Source organism: Corallococcus sp. CA054B, assembly GCF_003611625.1.
GTDB lineage: Bacteria > Myxococcota > Myxococcia > Myxococcales > Myxococcaceae > Corallococcus > Corallococcus coralloides.
This window is the reverse complement of record NZ_RAVY01000034.1, coordinates 1-23242: the sequence shown is the minus strand read 5'-3', so window position 1 is coordinate 23242 and position 23242 is coordinate 1. Positions and strand designations below refer to the sequence as shown.

Sequence of the window (23242 nt, the reverse complement as noted above, 5' to 3'; positions counted from 1 at the left end):
GGCTTCGTGCGCGCTTTTTCGAGCGCGCACGCGATGACGTCGTTATGGGCGCACTCCCTGACACTTTGGGGAGGGGAGTGCGGAGCACCACACTCCAGAAGAGTGGCTATCCCGTACGATTTGCCCGCCAATGCTTTCCGGCTGAGCCCGCGCAGCGCGACTGGGAACTCAAGAGGAGGCAGTCATGCATGGTCATTCGGTCGAGAGAGTGCGCGATGAAATCGCAAGCACGAGGAGGCCGTGGCCCGTCCTGCTCGCTGCGCTCTTGATGGGCGCCACGGGCTGCCACCATGCCGGGCGGCACGCGGTGGCGCAGCAGATGCAAGCATCATTCAAAGAGGCCCGCCTGAGCGAAGCGCTCAATGACGAGCGGGAACTGTCTCAGAAGATGCTTGATTTGGAACTGACCGCCGTACGGCGCTCCGTGGACGTCGAGCGCGACAATGCCCTCACGCTGATCCTGGGGCAGCCACTGGCAGGTGGCGGAGGCAACAGCGAGTGCAGTCCCAGGTGGAGCGGCGGGAAGGCGGGCAGCCTGCTGTGCGACATCGACTTTCGCATTGAGCGACTCCTGTCAGTCCAGAACCAATGCCTCACGGGCTCGACTGACGGAGTGGCCTGCGCCGAATCATCCGTGCTCGGCCAGGTTCAAGCCTATGTGGGGTTCCAGAACAAGAAGGAACGCAATGAAGCCTCGCTCAAGGAGCTGGGGCGAGTGATCAACCTCACGCGCAAGTCGCAAGGGCTCTCCGCGCTGCCATTGACGTGTTCGACGAGCGGACTTGAAGCACTCAGGGCCCCCCTCTCCAAGGCGAGCCCCGGGGAGGCAGGGATCGCCATGGCTCAAGTCTATGTCACCGACTGCACCGACGCGCTCGCCGCCCAGCCACCGCGGATAGACACCGGCCTCATCCCGGACGCGCAGCGTGAACTCGATGCGCTCTCCACGGACTTGGATCAATCCTCCACGAACGCGAAGACAGCCAGGCAGGAGTTCGACACGGCCCTCGCTGCTTACGATGAAGCGGCGTCCAAGGGGAGCGACGTCAAGGCGGCCTTGGAGAGCTTGAAGGCGAAGCTCGATCTGCTTGGCTCCGCCAAGGGCAACGCACACCTCCCCGAAAAAGCCGCCGAGGCCACTGCGCGGTACGACGCAGTGGTCCTCGCAATCAACCATATCCTCAAAGGCAAGCCGGGGGACGCGAACGGTATCGAGCAAGTATTGGTGACGGCGATCGACATCGACAAGCTCGCGAAAGCGGAGAGGCTGCCCGTCCTGCTGCTTGAAGCGGAGCGACTGCGGGGCCTGGCAGAGGCAGCCAATGCCCGCCTGGCGCATGCGGAGCGGCAGCGCACCCTGCTTCGGACGCGCATCGAGGCGCTTCAGGATGAACTCCGCCTGCTCCTGGAGGCGCGGCGGATTGCGACGGGCCCCGCGCGTGCCTGTGCCACGGCCAAACCCTCCTTGATGGAGTCACTCCAAGAGGCGAGCGGCACTTGCAGGATCGATCTCGCGGCCGCGCTCATCCACTACGGGAACTCATGGTCCATCGGGGAGCGACGGGCACGCATTGCCCTGGTCCAGCTCAACGGTGACCTCCATCAGCAGGCGCTCGATCTCTCCGCGGTTGCCCTCAGGCAGTGGGAGAACGTCCTGGCGGTCCCCATCAATGCCGTGGTGGAGCGGCATGCCGGCGGCGTGAAACCCGAGGACCTGGCGCGCCTCCTCGTGGAGATCGCGGGCTTCACCGCGGTTGGCCTCGCCACCGCCCTGTAACCCTCACCCAAGGATGGGACGATGATTGGCACTCGATGGCTGTGGGTCGGATGCACCCTGGTGGTGATGGGCTGCGGTGGCGTAGGGCCCGAGGTCCGCATCGCCGGGACCGTCGAGGTGTTCCAGAAGAGCGAGCAGGACTTCATCGACATGCGGCGGGAGGTCGTGCGTGCGCGGCAGGCGCTGATGAACGCACAGGAGGCGGCGGACGCCCGACTCCGGGCGGAGGTCGACCAGCGCATCGCTGCGTACAAGGTGGCGGGCGACGAGAAGCGCCAGAAGGTGTTCGCGGAACTCCTGGCCGCGACGAACACCGCCGCGGAGGTGAGCGATGCGCTCGACAAGCAGGCGGAGCAACACCGGATGCTCCTCGCCGAAGCGGACACGAAAGTGGCCATCCGCCAGGACAAGCTGAACGAGGTGGTCTCGAAGCTGTCGGCGCTGGGACAGGAGCAGTCCATCGCCGAGCAGGCGAAGTTCATGGCCGACTACCTGTCGAAGACGCAGGGGGAGTTCAAGAAGCTCAAGGAAGACGCGGAGGCGGCGCTCGCGCAGGAGAGACAGCAGACAGAAGCCCTGAAGGACGCGAGCGCCCCGCTCACGCAGTCCCGATGACGTGCTCCGCGCATGGAACGACAGGGGTGTACCTACGACGAGGGAGGTGAGGTCATGACAGTCAACGAGAAGCTCAATGAGCTGGGGATGGCGTGGATCCGCATCTACAAAGCGGTGAATCTGCTGGCGGATCGAATCGATGACGCCGACGTAACGGAGGACGAGCGCGTGATGATCGCCTTGCGCTTTCCAACGCTGCGCGCGGACCGCGATGCGATACAGGCGCGCATCGTGGCGCTCACCGCGAACGCCAGCACGCTGGGGCTCGTGAGTGAGGACACCTTTCAACAGATGAAGAGCGTCGTCGCGCAACTGCAATCCGTCACGACACAGCAGGCCACCGTGACGAGGCTGCTGAGCGCGGCGACGGACGCGGCGGCGGCGGCGCGCTCGATCGCCGGCTGATGCAGCCGCAGCGCGACACGGCGCGCACCAGGGCTTCTGGACAACGGCGTCCCAGTGGTGGCTGGCACTGAGCCCGAGGCCACTGGGGCTCCCCAAGCAGGCGGGGAGGCATGCCGCGTGGGCACCCACGGCCTGACGGGAGCCACGGCGCATCGTACGTTCGTCCAGGCGCCGGACCCGAGACTGACACAGCGAACCAGCACTGAGACACAACGCGTCTCACCCGGGCGCGCTATTCCCCTGCCGCCCGCGTGAAGCGGGTCCGCCACTTCGCCTGCTCCACGACCAGCGCACGCCGCCCTCCAAGCGGACCCCGGCTGATTGCATAGCTTCATGTGCAGTCGTTCAACGGCACACATGAACCCATCACACCGGGGGAGGTTGCGACATGGGCAGCATCATCGAGGAAGAGGGCCTGAAGAATCCCAGCTTCTACAGTGAGAGCCAGTCCGCATCGGCAGGCGGCAGTGAGCGGGTGGGGCTGAAACAGGAGGGCAAGGAGCAGGTGAAGCGCATCGGCGGCATCACCCGCCAGCGCGCCTTCTCCCAGGTGGACTCCCGCAAGGGTGTCCTGGTGGAGAGCCTCAACGGCTTCGCGAAGCAGCTGGAGTCCATCTCCGGTCAAGGGGACACGCAGCTTCCCCAGCAGCTCATCGGCAGCGCCGTGGGCTTCGTGCGCAAGGCGTCCGACACCCTGGAACAGAACTCGACGGAAGAGCTGCTGCGCCAGGCGCAGACGCGGATGCGCGAGCGCCCGGGCGTGGCGCTGGCGGGGTGCGCACTGCTCGGCTTCGTCGCCGCGCGATTCCTCAAGGCGTGAGGGGGATGGACATGGATCCCTCATCCTCACGCGCTCGCGGTCAATACATGGGGCTGGACGCGGACGACGTCCGGACCCGCCCCCAGTCAGACGGCTTCCGTGACACGGACACGCTGGGCGAGCAGTCGCTTGGCTCGATCGTGTCCGAGTTCCTCGAGCAGGGCCGGCACCTGCTGCGGGCGGAGTTCACGCTCGCGCGTACGGAGATGCGCTCCGAGGCGAAGAAGGCCGCGGCGGGCGGCGGCATGCTCGCGGCGGGAGGCGTGGTGCTCTTCCTGGGCGCCATGGCGCTGGTGGCCTTCCTGGTCATCGCGCTCGCGCAGGTGATGCCGCTGTGGGCCAGCGCGCTGCTGGTGACCGTGCTGCTCATCGCCGCGGGGGCGGGCATCGCCGCCGTGGGAGCGAAGCGACTCAAGGCGGTCCACGCACCGCGCAAGACCATCCAGACCCTCAAGGAGGACAGCCAATGGGCGAGCACGACGATGCGCTCCGCGAAATCGCAGATGCACGGGCACGCATGAGCGTGCTGGCGGATGAGCTCGGCCGCCGCGCGAATCCCGAGCTGCTGAAGGCCCGCGCGAAGGAGTTCGCGCTCGAGAAGAAGGAAGAGGTGACGGAGCACGCGAAGCAGCTCGCCGCGGAGAAGCGCGAGGAGCTGAAACAGCAGGCCCGCGAGAAGGTGCTCGACTGGAAATCACACGCCAAGGAGACAGCGATGCGCAAGACGTATGAATGGACGGATGAGGCCACCCATACGCCCCGGGGACTGGGGCTGCTGGGCGCGCTGCTGGGAGCCGGGGTCGGCTCCATGTTGATGAAGCGGGCGTTCCGCTCGCGCATCGAGGAGCGCGAGTACCGCGTCCGCGAGTATGAGCGGGTTCCGGTGGGCCCTGGCCGCGAGCGCATCCCCCTGTACGAGGCCGAGCGCGAGTACTCCGGCGCCTACGGTTCGGGCCGGGTCATCCCCGTCGAGGGCTACAACACTCGCGAGGAGTCCAGCCGGGACGAGGGCATGCACCTCAAGGACCGCGCGAGCGAAGCGCTGCACATGGCGAAGGAGACCGTGGGGAGCACCACGGAGAACGTGAAGGACCGGGTGAGCAGCGCCGCGGACACCGTGCGCGGCCGGGTCCACGACGCGGCGGACACCGTGCGAAGCCAGGCTTCTCACCTGCGCGAGCGCGTGCCGTCGCCCCAGGCCATCCGGGGACGCACCTCGCAGTGGTACGACCGGGCCCTGGAGGAACAGCCCCTGGCACTCGCGCTCGGCGCGGTGGCCCTGGGCATGATGGCCGCGAGCCTGCTGCCGGTGACGGACAAGGAGCGCCAGCTCCTGGAGCCCGCCAAGCGCCGCGCACAGGAAGGACTGGCCCAACTGGGAGACCAGGTGAGCCAGCAGCTGGAGGGCAGCGAAGAGGACACGTCCAGCGCTGAAACCGTCTCCATGGGCGCGAGCGGCGGAATCCCTCCGCTGCCGCCGCTGGAGCAGATTGCGCCGAAGGTGCACTGAGCACCGGAAGGTCCCTGATACACGGAGGCCTCCCGGGTCTGGGCTGTCTGACCCGGGAGCCTCGTCGTCCCCGGCTTCACCCCGCGCGCGAGCGCATTGCAGCCCCAATCCAGGGATGCTTCCGCGCGCCCTGCCCCGCCCTGGGGCGGACGCATGGGATGGGTGCCGCGTTGAGTGAAGAGATCGTCTACCGCCATGCCATCGAGGGGCTCTTCCTGCGCTCCGTGGGCACGAGCCTCACGCCGGAGCTCAAGGCGCGGCGGCTGGGCATGGCCGTCATCAAGGGCCTGGAGCACACACTGCTGGGCAAGGCGCTCGTGTCCCTGTGGCCCATCTTCGGGCCCGACCGGGTGCTCTCCCGCATGCAGGAGAGCTCCCGGGCCGGCGCGAAGAACATCCGCGTGGAGCCGTTCGACTTCAACGGCCACGCCTGTTCGTACCGCGTTCGCTGGGATTCGTGAACGAGGTCCTTCCAGCACCGTCCCTCATGGCAGACTGCGGCCATGATCCGCTCTTCTTCCTTCGCAGTCGCCGCGGTGCTGAGTCTGGTGTTGGTGTCCACGGCGTGCACGGCCCCTGACCACGCCCGGGACGGGCAGGACCTGCGCCAGCTGGTGAAGGCGCAGACCGAGGCCTGGAACGCCCACGACGCGACGGCATGGACGCGGGACTTCACGGACGACGCTGACTTCATCAACATCGTCGGCACGGTGTTCCAGGGCCGCGCGGAAATCGAGACGCGCCACGCCGCCATCTTCGCGAGCATCTTCAAGACCAGCCACGCCAAGGTCACCGTGCAAAAGATCCATTTCCCCAGCGAGGACATCGCCGTGGTGGACACGATGCACGAGGTCACCGGCCACACGGGGCTCCCTCCGGGCGTACAGAACACCGAGGAGGGGGTGCTGCGCACGCAGATGCGGTATGTGCTCAAGCGCACCCAGAAGCAGTGGCGCATCGTCTCCGGCCAGAACACCGACGTGAAGCCGGCTCCCAAGCCTGTGCCGTAGACAGTGAGTGCAGTGGCAGCCCGGGCTGCCACTGCTCCTACCGCGTGCGCTGGGATTCGTGAGCCTTCAGCGCGGGCTCCCACCGGACAGGACCGGATTGGGCCGACGAGCCCGGCTCCTTCTTCACCGCGGTGGGACTCGGGCGCAGAACCCGACCTCGGATATCGAGCGCCAGAGCCCCGGCCGAGGCATCCCCCAGCACCTTGCCCGTTCGCAAGTCGATCCGCTTCCCCATGACGAGCACCGTGTCGCCCGCCTGGAACAGGCCGGAGTCCGTTGATTCGCTCAAGACGTTCGGTGGAGCCCCGGTCTCCACGTTCCAGAACCACAGCCGTTGTCCGCTTTGTGCGCACCGACACCCGCCGTCGGGATCAATGCTCTCCTGAAGCAATGCGTGCGCCCCCAGGAAAGCCACCACCTGCCCCAAGGGCACCACTCGGACGGTGCGCCGCTCCAGGTCGATGACGATGTCCGCCTCATTGGAAGAAGCGGCCTCGGAAACAACCCACAACGACAGCAGCCTTCCGTCGCTTCCGGAAGAGCGGAGGTAGTTGTCCGAAAACGGGAGATACGTCTGCCAACCCAGGGGTTGATGAACCCTGGCGCCGTGCAGTTCCAAGGGACCGCGATCCGGCTGCGTCTCGCAGGCCACCACGACCTGCTCGCGTGCTGTGTCCGCGAACACCAGGGTTCCGTTGCAGCTCGATGGGACCCAGATCTCCCGCCGACCATCCGCATGTTCGAAAAAGATGGAGCGGTCCGGAGCGCGCCGCAGCACTCCTTCACCCATGGGTTGCAGGATGTCGTCGCCCTGAAGGAGCGGTCCGCCCTCCAGCCGGCGGTAGCGGCGCACGGGGGTGTCGCCCTCCCAGCCGAAGTGCGAGCTGGAGATGACCGGCCCCCGGCATGTCGCGGATGCGAGCGTGGTGTCCGCTTGGGGCCAGCTCTCTTTTCCATCCGAGTTCGTGTCCTCCACCACGTCGAACACCGCCCACTGGCCGGATGGCTCCAGCAGGGCCTGTCCGAGCAGGCCGCGACCGGCGTCGAGCACGCGCTCGGTCCCCTGAAGTAGGTCTCGCACGACGGCGACGGAGCGCCCTGCCTCGGGACGCAGGTAGAGAAGCCGCAGGCCATCCCGGGAGAAGCTGGCACGGCTGGGGGGATGGGGGCTCGTCGTGTCAGACATGAACTCCGAGGCCAGCACCTTCTCCTCGCGGGTCTCCATGTCGAGGAGCCAGAGCGTGGAGTCACGCACCAGGACGAGAAAGCGCCCCGTGGGAGCCACGGCGAGCACCTCGTCGATGCGGATGCCCGCTCCAGGCTCCAGGAAGAGGTACGGGCGAAGCGCGTCACCCACGATATTGCCGTGGTGGCCGAAGACGGTCTCGATGCGCCCATCTCCGTTGGTGTCCTCTCGTGCCTGGCAGGCTAGGAGCCACTGTCCATCAGGTGCGGAGTCCAGGAGCAGGAACGGATGCGCGGTGCCGTAGTCCTCTGAAGGCGGGGAGGAAGTCACTGCCGCCGCATGAGGCGTGAAGAAGGTCGGACGTGACACGGGTCCCTGGGCGGCACACGCGGACAGCAGCACGGCGAACAGCAAGGGATGAAGGCGCATACGCCCTCCGTCAGAGTCCAAATCCACGGCGCTTGGCATGGTAGCGGCATCCCCGACTCTCTAGCTGCCGTTCCCATGCACTTCGACAACGGACGCCTTCACAAGGTTCTGCGGGATCATGACCTCGCACAGCGTGTCCAATGTCTGCCCACAGCAAGCCCGGGCACGTATGGACGTCAGTAGCACCTGGAGCGTGCTCCAGTTCGACTGACGCCCTTCCGAGCCTGGCTCACGGAGCCTCGTCCGGCTGGGGAACAGCAGGGGCCAGAGGCTCGACGAGGAACTCGATGCGGCTCGCGGCCGCGCAGGAGGTGTCGGGCCGCACCGTGGGCTTGCGCAGGAACTTCCGGGCGATGTCCGCCGCGCAGGTGTGGGTGTCGAGCACCGCGTGAGCACCTCCAGCGATGATCAGGAGTTGTCGACAATTTGGAAGATCCTGTTATCGCGGAGTCGCCGGGCTCGGCGGAGTGCATCCAAAGCCAGCCACGTCAGGCTTCAGGCCAGCACCGGGCGCAGCTTCGGCTTGGACGTCTCCGCGACCGCCTGGGTCACCATGCCGCCCTTCCCTTGACGCTACTCGCTTCCGACGCGTGAGGAGGATGTGAGGGATTGGAAAAGGCTCTCAACAAAACCTCCCTGAGGAGTTCAGCCACTTCATCTTCAGCACGGACCGCTGACGCTGGATGTCAGACCGCATCTGTAGAAGGTCATCCCGACGATGACCGAAAAAATCACCTTTCCTGAAGAAACAGGATTTCAGGATCCAGTCAAAACACCTGGGCGTCTTCGTCAGTCCATGGGGTCCGCGCAAGGAACCGCCCTGCTCTCCGCGGAGCGGCTTTCCTTCGCCTTCCCTCAGGGGACGCCCGTGCTCCGCGATGTCTCCCTCCGCTTGAAGGGGGGCACGTCCGTGGGGCTGCTCGGCGCCAACGGCGCGGGCAAGACGACGCTCTTGGGAGCGCTCACCGGCACCGTTCGGGGAACGACGGGCGGCTCGGTGCGGCTCGACGTGGGTGGGCTGCACGCCCGCCGCGCCATCGGGTTCGCGACGCAGGCCATCGCGCTCTATCCCGTGCTCACGGTGGAGGAGAACGTCGGGCACCTGGCCCGGCTGCTGTTGGGACGCGGAGAGGCGAAGGCCGCCATCGCGCGGACCCTGGAGGAGTTCGCGCTGGGTCCCATCGCCCGCATGCGGGTGCATCACCTGTCGGGTGGGCAGCGGCGGCTCGTGCACCTGGCGGCGAGCTTCGTCCATGCGCCGCCCATCCGGTTGCTGGATGAGCCCACCGTCGCGCTCGACTTCGAGGCCCGCCAGCTGGTGGTGCGCCGGGTGCGCGCATGGCGCGAGGAGGGCGCCGCGGTGCTCGTCACCGCGCACTACCCCGAGGACATCGAGGAGCTGTCCACGGAGCTGGTGCTGCTGCGGGACGGGAAGACTCTCGACCTGGGCGAACTGGGCACCGTGCTTTCGAACCAGGTGCGCACGCTGTCGCTGCGTGGCGCGCGTCCCGATGCTTCGTGGGAGCTCACGCTCGCCACCAGCAGCCTGGAGGAGGTCCGCTCGAAGCTGGGCGAGGTCCCCTCCGATGTCCACCTGTCCGAGCTGCGCCTGTCCGGCAACCGGCTCCGCGACATCCTGCTGAGGGACCCGTCCCTGAGCGCCTTCGCTCGGGAGTCAGAGGGGCCATGAATCAAGACATCGCTTCCAGTGCCCTCTCCGCTCCCAGCGGCGTGGCGGGTTTTGTCAACGTGGTGCGCTGCTACGCGCTGACGGAGTGGCGGGTGCTCGCGCGCGAGCGCACGGCCATGGTGTTCATCTTCATCCTGCCCGCGGTGCTCTCCGCCATCCTGGGCCCGGGTGTGTCGGGGCTCGACTCGGCTCCGGGCGCCATGGGCCGGGCCACCATCGGCTTCGCGGTGATGTTCAGCTACATGGTGGTGACCTACTCCGGTCACGCGTTCTACCGGGACTTCTGGTACCACACCGACGGCAGGCAGGCGCTGATCCGCCCCTCCCGGCTCGCGTTCGCCATGGGCAAGGTGCTGCCCGCGTGCGCGATGTCGTTCGTGCAGCTGCTGCTCTTCACGGGCTTCGCGGCGGTGTGCCTGGGCCTGCCGCTCAACGGCAACGTCCTCCAGGTGGCCCTCACCGGCGCGGCGCTGGTGACCAGCGGCTCGGCCCTGGGCTTCCTCCTCTTCGCCATTACTCGCAGCACCGCCACGCTCTCCAACCTCTCCTACCTGGTGCTGGTGACGTTCAGCGCGGTGGGTGGCGCCATCGTCGCCACCGAAGCCCTGCCAGGTTGGTCGCGCACGCTCGGCTACGCCACGCCGCACTACTGGGCCCTGCGCGCGCTCAACGAAGCCACCTTCGGCCAGGGGCGCTGGAGCGTCGTGCTCCAGAGCACCGCCGTCATCCTCACCTTCACTGCTGTCTGCGCGACCGCCGCGAGTCTGGCGTTCGACTTCCGGGACCAAAAACATGACACGACCTGAACAAGACACCGCGGGCCGCCCTCGGGCGCCCGTCATCCAGCGGCTGCTCGGGGATCCGCGCGTGGCGCAGGCCCGGCTGGGCAAGCGCATTGGCCGCCTCCCCTACTTCACGCGGGTGGAGTCGGCCACCGGCCCCATCACCCGCATGGAGGGCCGGGACATCCTCAACTTCGGCTCCAACAACTACCTGGGGCTCGCGAACGACCCTCGCGTCATCGCCGCCGCGCAGGAGGCCTCCGCCCGCTGGGGCGCGGGCGTGACGGGCTCGCGCCTGCTCAACGGCAACCTGACGCTCCACGAGGAGCTGGAGGAAGCCCTGCGGCGCTTCTATGGCCGCACCGGCGCCATGGTGTTCTCCACCGGCTACGGCGCCAACCTGGGCCTGATGAGTTCGCTCCTGGGCCGCAATGACCGGGCCTGGGTGGATGAGGAGATGCACGCCTCCGTCCTGGACGGCGTGTGGCTGGCGCGCGCGAACATGAAGCGCTTCGGCCACAACGACCCGGAGCACCTGCTGGCCCAGGCGAAGGACGACACCGCGGCCGGCCTCTGTGTCGTGGAGGGCGTCTACTCCATGCGCGGTGACCGGGCCCCGCTGCGCCGGTTCCTGGAGGTGTGCCGCGAGACGCGGCTGGCGCTCGTCGTGGATGAGGCGCACGGCCTGGGCACGGTGGGCGCGCGGGGACTGGGCACCGTGGAGGAGGACGGCGTCGTCCAGGACGCGGACTTCATCACCATCACCTTCTCCAAGAGCCTGGGCTCCTGCGGCGGCGCCATCATCGGGGACAAGGCGCAGATTGAAGCGCTGCGCGTCCTCACGCGGCCCTTCCTCTTCACCGCCGCCAACACGCCGGCCTCCGTGGCCGCGGCCCTGGCCGCCCTGCGCATCCTCCATGAGGACCCGGCGCTGGTGGCCCAGCTGAAGGAACGGGTGCGCTCGCTGCGCGAGGCGCTGGTGGAGCGCGGGCTGCGGCCCATTCCGTCCGACGGTCCCATCGTCAGCGTGGAGGTGGGCGCGGACTTCGACACGCTCCAGGCGTGGAGGCTGCTGTGGAACCGGGGCATCTACGCCAACCCGGTCATCCACCCTGCCGTCCCGGCGGGCCACGGCCTGCTGCGCCTGAGCGTGATGCGGACGCATGAGGAGCAGATGGTGCGCACCGTCGCGGACGCGTGCGCGGACGTTTTCTCGGACTTGCAGCTGTCCCATGAGGGACGGGGGAAGGTGGCATCATGAAGCGCACGCATCAGCTCTCCAGTGGTCAACCGCTCACCACGCAGACGCTTCGCGCGCACGGCGTGGACGTCGAACGCATCCTGTCGGAGCTCGTCAGCGCCCCCGCCTCGTGCGGGGTGCTGCTGACGGGTTCGCTCGCGGCCGGCAATGGCACGCCCAGCTCGGACGTGGATCTGATGGTGCTGGTGCCGCACCGCACGTCGCTCATCTCCACGAAGGAGGGCGTGCGCTTCAAGAACAGCCGCTTCAGTGAAGCGCTCCAGTACTGCGACGGCATCGAGGTCAACATCGAGCTGGCGGAGCGCAGCCGCGTCGCGGAGATCATGACGTGGATGACGGCCATCGCGCCGGCGCTCTACAAGCCGTCCGAGCTGAAGTTCATCCCCATCATCGACGGCCCGGAGCTGCGCTTCCTGCACCGGCTGCGCGTGGGCTTGCCGCTGATGAACCCGAGCCTGGTGGCGAGCTGGCGGGACGAGTTCCTGGTGGAGCTGCTGCCCACCTACCTCACCGTGCGGCACTTCATGGAGGTCCACGAGTATCTGGAGGACGCCATCAGCCACCGTGCCGTCAGCGAGGAGTCCAGCCGGCACGTGGCGCGAATCGCGGTGGAGGAGGCGCTGGTCTCCATCCTCGCGGCCCTGGGAGTGACGAGCGCGGCGCGCAAGTGGCTGCTCATCGAGTCGCGCAAGGCGATGGCCACCGCGAGCGAGGTGGACCGGGGCCTGCTGGAGGAGGGGCTCCTGCTGCACGCGGACTGCGCGACGGGGCCGCTGGGCGGCTGCCTCACGCGCATCGAAGCGCTCCACCAGCGCATGGCCCAACGCATGTCGGCGGAGCCGGAGCTGGCGCGCGCGGTGGAGTTCCTCCAGGGCAGCATCGACTACGTCCTCGAGCACCAGGGATGAGCGCCCCCGGACACACGGCCCACCCGGTCCGCGCCCCCGCGAGGGCGCGGCTGGGGGACGCGCTGGGACAGCTCTACGGGGCGGAGCGCGCGGAGGCGCTCGTCCGGGAGCTGGACCAGGCGGCGGAGGGCGTTCGCGCGCGCCCGAGGCCCGGGCACGCGCGGCCCACGGTCATCGCCGTGTATCCGGACCACGTGCTCGATGGGGGCATGGCTCCGCTCGCGGCGCTGCGGCGCTTCCTCGACGAGGAGGTGGGCGGCGTGGGACCGGCCCTGCTGCACGTGCTCCCGCCCTATGTGTCGGACGGGGATGACGGCTTCGCGGTGGTGGACCACCGGGCCGTGCATCCCCGCCTGGGGGCGTGGGAGGACCTGGAGCGGCTGTCGGAGGTGAGCGGCGGGCTGATGCTCGACCTGGTGATGAACCACGTGTCCACGTCGCACCCGGCGTTCCGGGACGTGCTGCGCGGGGAGGGACGGCCCGGGGACTTCCACCTCTTCTCCGAGCCGCGGGACATCGAATGGGGGACGCGGGTGCGGACCTCCTCCATCCTCCAGCGCTTTGGCGCGGTCTGGGCGTGGTGCACGTACGGGCGCGCCCAGGTGGACCTGAACCACGGCTCGCCGGACGTCTTCCTGTCCATGGCGGGAACCCTGCTGCGGCTGGTGGAGGCAGGCGCGCGGGTCGTGCGCCTGGATGCCATTCCCCACGTGTGGAAGCGCATTCCCGGAGGGCCTCACCAGCCGGAGGCGAAGCTGCTGGTGCGCGCGCTGCGTGCCGTGGCCGACCTGGTGGACCCGTCGGTGCGCCTGCTCGCGGAGACGGACCACCGCACGGGAGAGCGGTGCTACCTGGGCGAGGAGCTGGCGCAGCACGACAACCACCTCGCGGTGCCGCTGCTCGTCTTCGCGGCGGCGCTCGCGGGCGAAGGCGGTCCGCTGGTGGACTGGGTGAACGCGTCCGCGGCGGATGCCCACGGCCGTGACGGCTACGCCTTCCTCCAGACACATGACGGCGTGCACCTGCGCCCCATGGATCCGCCGCTGGAGGCCCCCACCCTGCGGCGGGTGATGGAGCGGCTGGAGCGTACCGGGGTCCGGGTGTCCTACGCGGACGTGGGAGGAGAACCCCGGCCGTACGAGCTCAACAGCTCCCTGCATCGCATCTTCTCCACGGAGGCGGGGCTCGACGTCGAGCGCTACCTGGCCGCGCACGCGCTGCTCTTCGCACTCCCTGCCACGCCTTGTCTCTACTTCCCCACGCTGTTCGGGCTGCCGGACGCGGTGGGCGTCGAGCCCTCCAATCCCCGCGCCGCGAACCGGCACCGGTACTCGGACGGGGCCTTGCGTGCGCTGGTCCGGCAGCCGGTGCACGCGCGCATCCTGAAGTCCCTGCTGGGCCTCATCCGCCTGCGCGACCAAACGCCCGCGCTGCGGGAGGACAGTGGCAGTGAGGCGCGGCTGCCAGCGCCCCAGGTCCTGCACCTGGCGCGAGGCCATGGCCGTCAGCCGCTGCACGTGTTGGTGAACTTCGGCGTGGAACCCGTGTCCGTCCCCGTGCCGCTGCGGAAGTGGACGGACCTGCTCGGCGGGCGCCAGGGCCAGGGGGACGTCCTGCTCGCGCCTTCCGAAGCGCTGTGGCTCGTGGAAGCCGGGAGTGGAGACCTCACATGAGAAACGTTGCCAGTGTGTCCGGCCTCGTGGAGGCCTTCGGCTCGCGTCCAGGGAGCGAAGAGTTCGTCTTCACGTTCTTCGACCCGTACGCCATCGGGCTCGGGCTCGCGGAAGAGGCGCTCGCGTTCCTGGAGCGCGAGGGCTTTCGCGTCGTGGACCGGCGCTTCGTCCAATTCACGCAGAGCAGCATCGAGGCGGTGTACAGCCCCAACCGTCCCATCGCGCTCGACAAGACGTGGGCCGTGCCCAGCGAGGTGTACCTGCTGGAGTCCTCCTGCGCGCTCATCCTCCGCACCCCGAGCCGGTCGGCCTGCGAGGCGTTCAGGTCGCTCAAGGGGTCGGCGAATCCCCACAAGCGCTCACCGCACCACCTGCGCAGCCAGCTCCAGGCCCCGACGCGCGCGCTGAGCCTCATGCATTCCTCGGACGACACGCGCGCCATGATTGAAGAGGCCGCCACGGCCTTCGATCCCCGAGAGCTGCGCATGCTGCTGGAGTCGGAGGGGCGTCCCACCCGGCGCGCGAACTCCGCCATCCAGCAGCTGCCGGGTGCCGTCGTGGGACGGGCGTGGCGGCCTTCGCCCCTGGAGTTCCTGGTCCACCTCCGCCTGCGCCTCGCGGAGGAGGTGGAGCTCGTCGCCCCCTTGCCGGAGGACCTGGTTTCTCCGTGGCGCGAGGCAGCGACCGAACTGGAGGGGCTCCGCTCCGAGCCCTCGGCGTCCCGCGAGGTGTACCTGCGCGTCGTGGCGCACGAGGCGGCGCTGGTGGACGACGCGGTCCAGGCGGGGCTCTCGCATCCTCGCCGGCCCGGGATGTTCGACTACCGCGTGGAGCCTGCGCTCGTCGCCACGGTGCTGGAGCTGCTCCATCACCCGGCGCTGTACCGCGAGACGGACCTCACGCGGCTCATCGGTCCGCTGGGGGCGCTGGTCCGCAACGCCTATGAGCGCGTGCTCCTGCGCAGCGCGCTCCAGGAGTTCGAATGAACCCGTCACCCCGCCAGCGGCACGCGTTCGAGCACCCGGCTCTTGAGGATGAGGTCGTCGTGCGTGCGCAGGATGGAGAGTTCGGTCACGTCGAGTTCCACGATGGTCGTCTCACGGAAGCGTCTCAGCACGTCGAAGAGCTCGCCCGCCTCGTGCACGTCCAGCTCGGAGTTGAAGCGCAGGTGGTCCATCAGCTGGAGACAGCCGATGTAGAAGCCCGGGTGGAGCGAGTGGCCCAGGCGCGTCTGGACCTCGGTGAGGTGGTCCACGGGGTTCGGGCCGTCCGTCAGCTCCGGGTAGACGGGGAAGTAGATGCGGCCGTTCTTCTTGCCCCAGAACCAGCCGCCCTTCACCTGGATGCGGAAGCGGGGGAAGCCCTCCAGCCGCTGCTTCACGAAGGGCACGATGTCCGCGATGGGCATCCGCTCATGCAGCCCGTTGCAGATGGTGAAGTGATGTCTGTATTTGCGCCGCTCGACGGTTTCCCAGGAGATCTTCCGCGCCGCGGCGGTCATGGCCACGGCGTTCATGAAGCGGTTGAACTGGGGGCTCTGCGCGAAGGCGCCGAAGTCCACGAAGCCCACCAGCGAGACGCGGGGCGCGCGGTAGGTGCCCAGCCAGTCGTAGCCGGCCTTGAGGTCGAACGGCACGACCTCCGGGTGGTCCGGCCGCACCAGCGGCAGCTGCATCAAGCGGTACTCGTAGGAGAGGACATGGTCCTCGGACGGGCGGGGCTGAAGCTCATTGCCCGCGCGGCGGTACGCCAGCCGCTCATCCGTGGCGAAGGTTCTCATGCATCGAATCCACCACACGTGGGCAGAGGCCACAATGCGATGCCGCGCACGCGCCATGCCCCACGTCCGCTCGTGCGAGGTCGCCCGTGACAGCCCTGGAATGCGAAGCCGTGATGTTTCGCCCCACCCCTCCGGTTGGAAGTCCTCCTGACTGCCGCATCCGTGGCGTCGGCCCCGTGCACGCGTCCATGCGGGCCTGGGCCGAGCGCGTCCTGGAGACACTCGCCCAGACGTACGACGGCGTGCCGCTGACGCTCGTGTTCAAGGGAACGGTGCTCCCGCGTCCACGCGCGCTCCGCGTGCTGCTTGATGAGTCCTCCGCCGTCATCGCGACCTGGCGGGGAGAGTGCCGCTTCATCGTCGGAAGGACCCAGGCGGTGCGTGCGGCGCTGGAGGGATGGGACCTGGACGAGGTGGCGGACAGGCTTGCCCAGGCCGGAGACGTGGCGCGGTTCGAGCTGGAAGAGGACGAGGTCTCCAGCGAGCCCCAGGCCCCCGTGGGCCGGCTCGTGCTGGGGGACAAGGCGCGCACGCTCGACATCCTGTCGGAGCTGCACGGGCCGTGGTGCATCTCCCGGCCGCACATCGTGCGGGGCGAGGACTGGGAACAGGACCGGGACGCCGTGCTCCAGCGGGTGCGCGAGCGCTTCGGGAACGAGCGCATCGTGGTGCGCTCCTCCTGCTCCGCGGAGGATGCGTGGACCGCGTCGAACGCGGGCCGCTTCCTCTCCGTGCTCGACGTGGACGCGGGCGATGCCGCGGCCGTGGGCGGCGCCATTTCGGACGTGTTCGAGTCGTACGGTCCGGAAGCCAGGGAGGAGAAGGTCTTCCTCCAGTCCTACGTCCACCCCGTGAGCGAAAGCGGCGTGCTGATGGCGCGGCACCCGGAGACGCTGGCCTCGTACTGGGTGGTGGCGTCGGACGTCTCCAGCGGGCGCACGGATCAGATTACGTCCGGCGCCCTGGAGAAGCCTTCGTCCGCCTACGTGGAGCACGGCGTGCCCCGGGGCCTGTTGCCGGACTCGCTCCGTCGCGTCGTCACCGTGGGGCGTGAGCTGGTGAAGCTCGTGGGCGTGGAGGCGCTGGACATCGAGTTCGCGCTGGCGGGCGGTGACTTCCACCTCCTCCAGGCGCGTCCCATCGCCAAGGGCTCGTCGCTGCCGGAGGGAGGTGAGGTCCGCCGGGCGATGCTGCTGGCGGATGCCTGCACGGCACACCAGGCGCTGCTGCGGCCCAAGGCTCCCGTCGTCGGAGAAGGGCCCGTCTACAGCACGATGACGGACTGGAACCCGGCGGAGATGATTGGCCGGCGCCCGCTTCCGCTCGCGAGGACGCTCTACGGCCGGCTCATCACGGACCGGACCTGGGCGGAGCAGCGCGCGGCCTATGGTTACCGAGACCTGCGCGGCACGCCCCTGCTGCGCGACTTCGCGGGGCACGCCTACGTGGACGTGCGCGCCTCGCTCAACTCCTTCATCCCGGCCGGCACCCCGGCGCGCGTGGCGGAGGTCCTGATCTCCCAGCAGCTGGCCCGGCTGGCCAGCGCCCCCGAGCTGCATGACAAGGTGGAGTTCGAGATCGCGGACACGTGCGCGAGCCTGGGCCTGCGCGAGCGGCTCCGGAGGCTCTATGCGTCCTCACTGGATGCAGGGGAGCTGGACGCCCTGGCCACCGCGCTGAGGGACATCACGCTCCACGGGCTTCGCGACCTGCCCGCGCAGGTAGAGCAGGTGCAGCGGCTGCGGGCCGAGCCGCTCGCGCCGGGCTTCGAGGGCGGGCTCGGCCCCATCCTCGCGCGCCTGCGCATGCTGGGCACCCTGCCCTTCGCGCACCTGGCGCGGACGGCGTTCGTGGTGACCGCGCTGCTCAAGAGCTTCGTGCGCGAGGGCGTGATGGATTTCAGCGAGCAGCGCGAAGTGCTCCAGCGCATCCGGACGGTGGCGGGACAACTGCAAGCGGACGCGCACCGCGTGCGGCGGGGCGAGCTGGGCCTGGAGGCGCTCGTCGCGGAGTTCGGGCACCTGCGCCCGGGGACCTATGACATCCGGATGCCCCACTATGGCGCGGACCCGGAGCGCTACTTCGGTCCGCTCATCTCCGGAGCGGAGGAACCGTTCAGGCACGAGGCTCCCCTCTCCCGAAGCCTCCACGAGCGCCTGGGCGCGGGCCTGCGGAGCGCCGGCCTGTCGATGACCAGCGAGGTGTTTCTCTCGCACCTGGGCGCGGGCATCGCGGGGCGCGAGTACGGCAAGCACGTGTTCACGAAGACGCTGAGTGGCGTGCTCGAACACCTCGCGGCGTGGGGCGAGCCGCTGGGGCTGAGCCGGGATGACCTGGCGCACCTGTCGCTGGAGCAGGTGGAGACCGCCCTGTCGCTTCCGCCGCGCGAAGCCCGGTCGTGGTGCCGCGACGCCGTGGAGGAGGCCCGCGAGCAGGCCGCCGCCGTCAACCTCATCGAGCTGCCGGACATCCTGACGCGCACGTCGCACCTGCTCTTCCACGTGAGCAGTGGAGAGCAGCCCCTGTTCGTCACCAAGGCCTGCGTGCGCGCGCCGGTGCTGGTCGCGGACGGGCTGCCAGACCCGGAGCGCGTGCGCGGCAACATCGTGCTGCTGGAGCGCGCCGACCCCGGCTACGACGGGCTGCTCGCGCTGGGCGTCGCCGGCATCGTCACGGCGTACGGGGGCGCGAACTCGCACATGGCGGTGCGCTGCACCGAGCTGCAGCTGCCCGCCGCCATCGGCGTGGGACGGGAGCAGTTCCGGCGGCTGTCGGGTGGGCGGGTGATGACGCTGGACTGTGGGGGGCGCAGGCTCGTCCATGAGTGAGCGCCGCGTGGCCCTCATCACCCAGCGCAGTGACCGCGTCCCGGGACGTCCGGAGGTGCGGGATGCGCTCGAGGACTCCTGGGCCAAAGGCCTGTGGGAGGCCGGCTGGGTGCCGTTCCCCGTGGTGAACGTGGCCGCCGCGGCCGTGGCCCAGTTCGAAGCCCTCCGTCCGGGGCTCGTCATCCTGAGTGGAGGCAACGACGCTCCGGGAACGGGACCGGACTCCGTCCCCGCGCGCGACGGGGCGGAGTCCGCCCTCCTGTCGCTCGCCGCCCGGACGCGGACGCCGGTGCTGGGCGTGTGCCGGGGCGCGCAGATGCTCGCGCGCTTCGCGGGCATGCGGCTCGTGCCTGTCGAAGGCCACGTGCGCGTGCGCCACGCGCTGACGGGTCCACTCGCCCGGGCGTGGCGGGGCCCCGCGGAAGTCGCGAGCTTCCACCACTGGGGCGTGGCGGAGGACTCCATGCCTGAGGGATGGGACGTCCTGGCGCGCTCGGAGGATGGCGCGGTGGAGGCCTTCGCGAACCGGGAGCGGCGCTCGCTGGGCGTCCTGTGGCACCCCGAGCGTGAGCCCCATCACCTTCCCGCAGTCCTCGAATCCATGGAGGCGTACGAACCGTGAAAGCCATCATCCTTGCAGCGGGCCTGGGCACCCGCATGGGGCCGCTCGCGGCGAACCGGCCGAAGTGCCTGGTGGAGCTGGCGGGAGCCCCGCTGCTCGACCATCAGCTGGCCGTCTACGCGCACTTCGGCGTGGACGTCACGGTGATGGCCGGCGCGTATCCCGAGCTGACCGGGGCGGGGCGGAACGTGCGCGTCGTGGTGAACCCGGCCTACACCACCGGCAACATGGTCTCCACGCTGCGCTTCAGCCTGCCGGTGGTGTCCCGCACGGAGCCGGTCCTCGTCTCCTATGGGGACATCGTCTTCTCGCACGAGGTGCTGGCGCGGATGCTCGCCGCGACCCGGGACGTGGAAGTCGCCATCGACACGCAGTGGCGCCGGCTCTGGGAGCTGCGGATGGAGGACCCCACGACGGACTGCGAGTCCTTGCGCCTGGAAGGCGAGCGCATCGTGGACATCGGCTCGAGGGTGCGTTCGGTGGAGGAGGTGCAGGGGCAGTACATCGGGCTCTTGCGGTTCGGGCCCGGCGTCCTGCACACGCTCCTGGAGCGCTTCGACCAGCGCGTGGCGAGGGACCCACGCTACTGGAACATCTCCATGACGGCCTTCCTCCAGGACCTTATCTCCGAGGGCGTGGCGGTCCACGCCGTGCCCATCGCGTCCGGCTGGCTGGAGGCGGACAACGCGGAGGACCTGCGCCGCTACACCGAGGCCCACGCCTCGGGAGCACTGGCGGGCTTCTGGTCCCCCACGGCCGTCAGATGAGGCGCACCCGGGGGTCCCCGGCGTCCTGGAGCAGCGAGAAGCCAGCGCGGTAGCGCTCCTGGATGTCGGGGACGGAGGTCAGCGCGCGAATGGCCGCGTCCCAGTCCGGCCAGGTGAGGTGCTCCGAGCGGACGGCGTCGCTGAAGGGCGTGTCGTCCGTGAGGTGGAAGTGCACCTGGCCCACGTCCTGCCGGGGGCCCGCGTTGACGAGCACCGACGCGGGGGCCCGCTGCCGTGCTCCAGCGATGAGCGCGAGGAGGTCCGCGCGAAGCCCTGCGTGGCGCGGGTGCGCCAGGGCGAAGACGTCCGGCACGCCGCGCAGGGGGACGGCGATGTGGTGGAAGGTGCCGTAGACGGGACGCGGGTGCCGGTAGATGGCGGCCTGCCCCGAGCGGTCCACGGAGGTGAGGGGCAGGAGCCGGTCCGCGTGCGCGAAGCCGAAGCGCACCAGGGAGCCGGAGGCAGGGGTGCGCGCCATCCGGAACGCCAGCTGTTTCAAGGTTGCCATGAACGTCCTTCGCTCGGTGCCAGTCGAAGGAAGCTTGCCCTCGCGGTCTGACAGCCTGCTCCGGTGGTTCTACCCCAGGCGGGATGCTCAAGGTCCCTGGAGCACCTCGTACAACGGGATGCCAGCTTGGGAGCGTTGGGCGCACGCTTGCGCAGGACGAGGCCGTGACGGTGCCTGAGGGTGTCACCTCCAGTGCAGCGCGCTGCCACCTTTGGGAGGGAAGCCATCGGGAGCGCAGTGTCTAGCCTGCTTGCTTGGGACCGGACACCTCCAGCCCCGGGGAGGCAACATGCGGAAGACTTGCGATTTCCTCGTCGCCATGGCCATGGCCACGATGCTCATGGGGGCGCCCGCCGCCCAGGCCCGCGATGCGGTGCGTTTCGATGCGGAGGCCCCGGTTGCCTTCAACCTGGGCGGCGGCGTCGTCCAGTGCGGTGACACCCTCACCCAGCACACGAAACTCACGCACGACCTCAACTGCCCGGGGGACATCCCCTTCGCGCTCCGGATCGGTGCCGAAGGCATCGTCCTGGACCTTGGCGGCCATACCGTGCGCCGCACAGGCCCGGTCACTCCGAACTCGCAAGGCATCGCGGTCGATTTCAACAGCATGGTGCGCAATGGCACGGTTCAGGGGTTCAGCTTTGGAGTCGTCACCCCCATTACTTCGATCACGGAGAACCTGCGACTGCACAAGCTCGTGCTCCTCGACAACGGCTACGCCGTCTACACCCGGTTCAATACGAACCTGCTCATCACGGAGTGCCGCCTGAGCGGGAACGTCTCCGGGCTGGCCAGTGATCACGGGCAGTCCAGCGGTGCGTTCGACGTGAGGACTTCGGTCTTCACCCACAACGGGACCGCGATGACCGCGGATTTCCACACCATCGACGTGCTCGACTCCACCTTCACGTCGAACGAAAACGTCCTCCGGTGCCTCAACGGCTCCATTCGCATCAGGTCGAGTACGCTCGCGTGGAACGCTTCCGTGGCTTTGCTGCTGGTCGACATTGGCGGCCCCGACACCTGCGGCAATTTGAGATTCGAGAACTCGCTCATCGCGAACAACACCGCGTTCGCCCCCGCGTTCGCTCCGGCGTGGCAGCTGTTCAGGTTCTCGATGCTCAACTCGCTGGCCGTCAACAACGGTGCGGGTCTGCATGTCGCGCCGGTGGACATCTACATGGACGGCAATACCTTCCATGACAACGCGGGCGGATTGACCTTGTCCGACACGCCACTTGAGTTCCCCATCACGCTGACAGGCATTGTCCGCGGCAACCAATTCCTGCGCAATGACGGCGATGGCCTCCGGGTCCTGGCTCCCAGCACCCCCGTGTTGATCAACAACGTCGCCCTGGGCAACACCGGCTGGGGCATCCATGCGCCCACCGCCTTCAACGGCGGAGGGAACGTCGCGCGAGACAATGGCGCGGGCGACTGCTTCGGCATCGTCTGCGCCCCCTACTAGGGTTGAACGAAGGCTTCGTGCTCGGGAACGGCGCCGGGTTGATCGGCTCGACCGAAACATCGCTCGTGGGGCCTCCGCGCTCACCACGTCAGCAGGTAGCGGCCCACTCGGCCGTTCTCGGAGACCTGTACCGGCGCGACGGTGCCCTGCTCCCGGGTGAGCTCGAAGGCGAACTGGAACACGCCCTCCCACGCGACGAAGACGAGGCGCGGGGCGGGCTCCACGAGCCGCACCACCAGTTCCCCGGAGCGGGGAGAGAGCGCGGTGTAGCTGTACTCGGTGCCGTGCTCATACATGCCACCAATGGCGCCGTAGCGGCTGAAGAGGGTGGACGGAGATGCGCCCATCAGGCCCAGCAGCGTCTCGGCGAACTGGCGCACCATGGGCCCATAGCCGTCCCGGGTCACCTCCAGGCTGAACCGGCGGACGGCGTCCTCGCCACCGTCCATCGCCACCGCCGCGTAGATGTCGTCCAGCACCGAGCGATGCACCCACGACGTGCGCAGGATGAGCTTGTCGAAGTAGATGGCCGTCGCGGGGCTCACCCGCTGGCGCATGGTGGCGCGCACGCCCTTTTTGTCGAAGTACTTCAGGAAGTTGAGGATCGAGGTTCCGCTCACCTCGTGCAGGGCGGCAGGAGCCTTGTCCTGGGAGGACTGGGATGGGGCGCTGCTCGGGTTCATGTGTGCTCCCCCGCGGCGGTGCCCACGCCGTCCATCGACTGGCGTTCAAGGCATTGTGCCGTGAATGCGAAATCATCTGATTTCACTGAACCCAAGAAGAAGGTACTCACAGTGAAAACAGTTCCTCCGGGCCTACAAGGCACCCGACCGACGGGTAGGAACGCGGGCCTTCCGAAGACGCCCTGAGCCCGGGATATCCAAGGCCCGCAGTCGCCAGTGTGGTGCGTCGTGGGCATCCCGATTCTCGCGCGGGTGACCTACTTCGGCGACGGCAAGCCGGTGCGTAAAACGGGGCTGTCCACGGAGCCGCGCTGCCGCGCAAGACGAGGCGGTGAAGGATGATGTGTCAAACCAGCTCGCGGCCCTGCAAGCACGCCTTGCGCGGTTGCCCTAATCCCCTTCAGGTAAGTCCATGAAGGGAGAGCCCTGCGTGGGCAAAGAAGCCACGCAGGGCCGCATGATGGCGGCCGAGGCGTCCGAATGCAGCGCGCACCTGGCGCAGTAGCTGCGCGGTCGA

The 23242-nt window shown here is 68.7% G+C and carries 23 protein-coding genes; 18 read left to right on the top strand and 5 right to left on the bottom strand.

Features of this window, described 5'->3' with window-relative positions:
- The first annotated feature begins 184 nt into the window (after positions 1-184).
- The 8 genes from D7V80_RS11360 (at position 185) to D7V80_RS11325 (ending at position 6137) form a co-directional block, all read left to right on the top strand.
- The gene (locus D7V80_RS11360; protein ID WP_120588166.1) at positions 185-1777 is read left to right on the top strand and encodes a hypothetical protein; all 1593 of its coding nucleotides are present in this window, start codon (positions 185-187) and stop codon (positions 1775-1777) included.
- Between the two features lie 21 nt (positions 1778-1798).
- Positions 1799-2392, top strand: a complete 594-nt coding sequence (locus tag D7V80_RS11355; RefSeq protein WP_120588165.1) for a hypothetical protein — start codon at positions 1799-1801, stop codon at positions 2390-2392.
- Positions 2393-2446: 54 nt separating this feature from the next.
- Positions 2447-2797: a hypothetical protein gene (locus D7V80_RS11350; protein ID WP_147447045.1), complete on the top strand. Its 351-nt coding sequence runs from the start codon at positions 2447-2449 to the stop codon at positions 2795-2797.
- A 388-nt stretch (positions 2798-3185) separates the two neighbouring features.
- Entirely contained in the window at positions 3186-3617 is a 432-nt protein-coding gene (locus D7V80_RS11345; RefSeq protein ID WP_120588163.1) for a hypothetical protein, read from the top strand.
- A gap of 11 nt (positions 3618-3628) precedes the next feature.
- Entirely contained in the window at positions 3629-4138 is a 510-nt protein-coding gene (locus D7V80_RS11340; protein WP_120588198.1) for a phage holin family protein, read from the top strand.
- Positions 4084-5127, top strand: a complete 1044-nt coding sequence (locus tag D7V80_RS11335; RefSeq protein ID WP_158616597.1) for a hypothetical protein — start codon at positions 4084-4086, stop codon at positions 5125-5127. The genes D7V80_RS11340 and D7V80_RS11335 overlap by 55 nt, the downstream gene beginning before the upstream one ends.
- Positions 5128-5297: 170 nt before the next feature.
- Positions 5298-5588: a DUF2378 family protein gene (locus D7V80_RS11330; RefSeq protein ID WP_233585260.1), complete on the top strand. Its 291-nt coding sequence runs from the start codon at positions 5298-5300 to the stop codon at positions 5586-5588.
- Between the two features lie 42 nt (positions 5589-5630).
- On the top strand, positions 5631-6137 hold the full coding sequence (locus D7V80_RS11325; protein WP_120588160.1) for an SgcJ/EcaC family oxidoreductase: 507 nt from the start codon (positions 5631-5633) through the stop codon (positions 6135-6137).
- Between the two features lie 37 nt (positions 6138-6174).
- Here the strand turns inward: D7V80_RS11325 and D7V80_RS11320 are convergent, their stop codons facing one another.
- Both D7V80_RS11320 and D7V80_RS41720 read right to left on the bottom strand, forming a co-directional pair.
- Complete coding sequence (locus tag D7V80_RS11320) at positions 6175-7752, bottom strand: hypothetical protein (RefSeq protein WP_120588159.1); 1578 nt, start codon at positions 7750-7752, stop codon at positions 6175-6177.
- 229 nt (positions 7753-7981) lie between these two features.
- Positions 7982-8137, bottom strand: a complete 156-nt coding sequence (locus D7V80_RS41720) for a hypothetical protein (protein ID WP_158616596.1) — start codon at positions 8135-8137, stop codon at positions 7982-7984.
- Between the two features lie 483 nt (positions 8138-8620).
- On the opposite strand from D7V80_RS41720, the gene D7V80_RS11315 reads away from it, so the two are divergent.
- From D7V80_RS11315 to D7V80_RS11290, 6 genes are read left to right on the top strand one after another with little or no spacing between them, the layout of a single operon-like run.
- On the top strand, positions 8621-9442 hold the full coding sequence (locus D7V80_RS11315; RefSeq protein ID WP_158616595.1) for an ABC transporter ATP-binding protein: 822 nt from the start codon (positions 8621-8623) through the stop codon (positions 9440-9442).
- Complete coding sequence (locus D7V80_RS11310; RefSeq protein ID WP_158616594.1) at positions 9439-10248, top strand: ABC transporter permease; 810 nt, start codon at positions 9439-9441, stop codon at positions 10246-10248. Before D7V80_RS11315 ends, D7V80_RS11310 begins: the two co-directional genes overlap by 4 nt.
- Complete coding sequence (locus D7V80_RS11305) at positions 10235-11485, top strand: aminotransferase class I/II-fold pyridoxal phosphate-dependent enzyme (protein ID WP_120588156.1); 1251 nt, start codon at positions 10235-10237, stop codon at positions 11483-11485. The genes D7V80_RS11310 and D7V80_RS11305 overlap by 14 nt, the downstream gene beginning before the upstream one ends.
- Positions 11482-12393 (top strand): nucleotidyltransferase domain-containing protein, encoded by a 912-nt coding sequence (locus D7V80_RS11300; RefSeq protein ID WP_120588155.1) that lies wholly within the window; start codon positions 11482-11484, stop codon positions 12391-12393. Before D7V80_RS11305 ends, D7V80_RS11300 begins: the two co-directional genes overlap by 4 nt.
- Complete coding sequence (locus D7V80_RS11295; RefSeq protein WP_120588154.1) at positions 12390-14066, top strand: alpha-amylase family glycosyl hydrolase; 1677 nt, start codon at positions 12390-12392, stop codon at positions 14064-14066. The genes D7V80_RS11300 and D7V80_RS11295 overlap by 4 nt, the downstream gene beginning before the upstream one ends.
- On the top strand, positions 14063-15052 hold the full coding sequence (locus D7V80_RS11290; protein ID WP_120588153.1) for a nucleoside-diphosphate kinase: 990 nt from the start codon (positions 14063-14065) through the stop codon (positions 15050-15052). The genes D7V80_RS11295 and D7V80_RS11290 overlap by 4 nt, the downstream gene beginning before the upstream one ends.
- A gap of 5 nt (positions 15053-15057) precedes the next feature.
- On the opposite strand, the gene D7V80_RS11285 is transcribed toward D7V80_RS11290, so the two are convergent.
- Entirely contained in the window at positions 15058-15846 is a 789-nt protein-coding gene (locus tag D7V80_RS11285) for a hypothetical protein (RefSeq protein WP_120588152.1), read from the bottom strand.
- 176 nt (positions 15847-16022) lie between these two features.
- On the opposite strand from D7V80_RS11285, the gene D7V80_RS11280 reads away from it, so the two are divergent.
- The 3 genes from D7V80_RS11280 to D7V80_RS11270 are packed head-to-tail and all read left to right on the top strand — an operon-like array spanning position 16023 to position 20063.
- Positions 16023-18674, top strand: coding sequence for a PEP-utilizing enzyme (locus tag D7V80_RS11280; RefSeq protein WP_120588151.1), 2652 nt, complete (start codon positions 16023-16025; stop codon positions 18672-18674).
- Positions 18667-19296, top strand: coding sequence for a gamma-glutamyl-gamma-aminobutyrate hydrolase family protein (locus D7V80_RS11275; protein WP_147447044.1), 630 nt, complete (start codon positions 18667-18669; stop codon positions 19294-19296). Before D7V80_RS11280 ends, D7V80_RS11275 begins: the two co-directional genes overlap by 8 nt.
- Positions 19293-20063 carry an NTP transferase domain-containing protein gene (locus D7V80_RS11270; RefSeq protein WP_120588149.1) on the top strand — a complete coding sequence of 257 codons (771 nt, stop codon included), beginning with the start codon at positions 19293-19295 and terminating at the stop codon, positions 20061-20063. Before D7V80_RS11275 ends, D7V80_RS11270 begins: the two co-directional genes overlap by 4 nt.
- Here the strand turns inward: D7V80_RS11270 and D7V80_RS11265 are convergent.
- Entirely contained in the window at positions 20056-20571 is a 516-nt protein-coding gene (locus D7V80_RS11265; RefSeq protein WP_147447043.1) for a homoserine O-succinyltransferase, read from the bottom strand. The genes D7V80_RS11270 and D7V80_RS11265 overlap by 8 nt on opposite strands.
- Before the next feature lie 289 nt (positions 20572-20860).
- On the opposite strand from D7V80_RS11265, the gene D7V80_RS11260 reads away from it, so the two are divergent.
- Complete coding sequence (locus tag D7V80_RS11260) at positions 20861-22042, top strand: right-handed parallel beta-helix repeat-containing protein (RefSeq protein WP_120588147.1); 1182 nt, start codon at positions 20861-20863, stop codon at positions 22040-22042.
- Positions 22043-22122: 80 nt separating this feature from the next.
- Here D7V80_RS11260 and D7V80_RS11255 read toward each other — a convergent pair whose 3' ends face one another.
- Positions 22123-22725, bottom strand: a complete 603-nt coding sequence (locus D7V80_RS11255) for a hypothetical protein (RefSeq protein WP_120588146.1) — start codon at positions 22723-22725, stop codon at positions 22123-22125.
- Positions 22726-23242: the final 517 nt, after the last annotated feature.

Coding starts and splice junctions, on each gene's coding strand:
- D7V80_RS11360 (WP_120588166.1), top strand. CDS start 185: ATGCATGGTCATTCGGTCGAGAGAGTGCGCGATGAAATCGCAAGCACG.
- D7V80_RS11355 (WP_120588165.1), top strand. CDS start 1,799: ATGATTGGCACTCGATGGCTGTGGGTCGGATGCACCCTGGTGGTGATG.
- D7V80_RS11350 (WP_147447045.1), top strand. CDS start 2,447: ATGACAGTCAACGAGAAGCTCAATGAGCTGGGGATGGCGTGGATCCGC.
- D7V80_RS11345 (WP_120588163.1), top strand. CDS start 3,186: ATGGGCAGCATCATCGAGGAAGAGGGCCTGAAGAATCCCAGCTTCTAC.
- D7V80_RS11340 (WP_120588198.1), top strand. CDS start 3,629: ATGGATCCCTCATCCTCACGCGCTCGCGGTCAATACATGGGGCTGGAC.
- D7V80_RS11335 (WP_158616597.1), top strand. CDS start 4,084: ATGGGCGAGCACGACGATGCGCTCCGCGAAATCGCAGATGCACGGGCA.
- D7V80_RS11325 (WP_120588160.1), top strand. CDS start 5,631: ATGATCCGCTCTTCTTCCTTCGCAGTCGCCGCGGTGCTGAGTCTGGTG.
- D7V80_RS11320 (WP_120588159.1), bottom strand. CDS start 7,752: ATGCGCCTTCATCCCTTGCTGTTCGCCGTGCTGCTGTCCGCGTGTGCC.
- D7V80_RS11310 (WP_158616594.1), top strand. CDS start 9,439: ATGAATCAAGACATCGCTTCCAGTGCCCTCTCCGCTCCCAGCGGCGTG.
- D7V80_RS11305 (WP_120588156.1), top strand. CDS start 10,235: ATGACACGACCTGAACAAGACACCGCGGGCCGCCCTCGGGCGCCCGTC.
- D7V80_RS11300 (WP_120588155.1), top strand. CDS start 11,482: ATGAAGCGCACGCATCAGCTCTCCAGTGGTCAACCGCTCACCACGCAG.
- D7V80_RS11295 (WP_120588154.1), top strand. CDS start 12,390: ATGAGCGCCCCCGGACACACGGCCCACCCGGTCCGCGCCCCCGCGAGG.
- D7V80_RS11290 (WP_120588153.1), top strand. CDS start 14,063: ATGAGAAACGTTGCCAGTGTGTCCGGCCTCGTGGAGGCCTTCGGCTCG.
- D7V80_RS11285 (WP_120588152.1), bottom strand. CDS start 15,846: ATGAGAACCTTCGCCACGGATGAGCGGCTGGCGTACCGCCGCGCGGGC.
- D7V80_RS11275 (WP_147447044.1), top strand. CDS start 18,667: ATGAGTGAGCGCCGCGTGGCCCTCATCACCCAGCGCAGTGACCGCGTC.
- D7V80_RS11265 (WP_147447043.1), bottom strand. CDS start 20,571: ATGGCAACCTTGAAACAGCTGGCGTTCCGGATGGCGCGCACCCCTGCC.
- D7V80_RS11260 (WP_120588147.1), top strand. CDS start 20,861: ATGCGGAAGACTTGCGATTTCCTCGTCGCCATGGCCATGGCCACGATG.
- D7V80_RS11255 (WP_120588146.1), bottom strand. CDS start 22,725: ATGAACCCGAGCAGCGCCCCATCCCAGTCCTCCCAGGACAAGGCTCCT.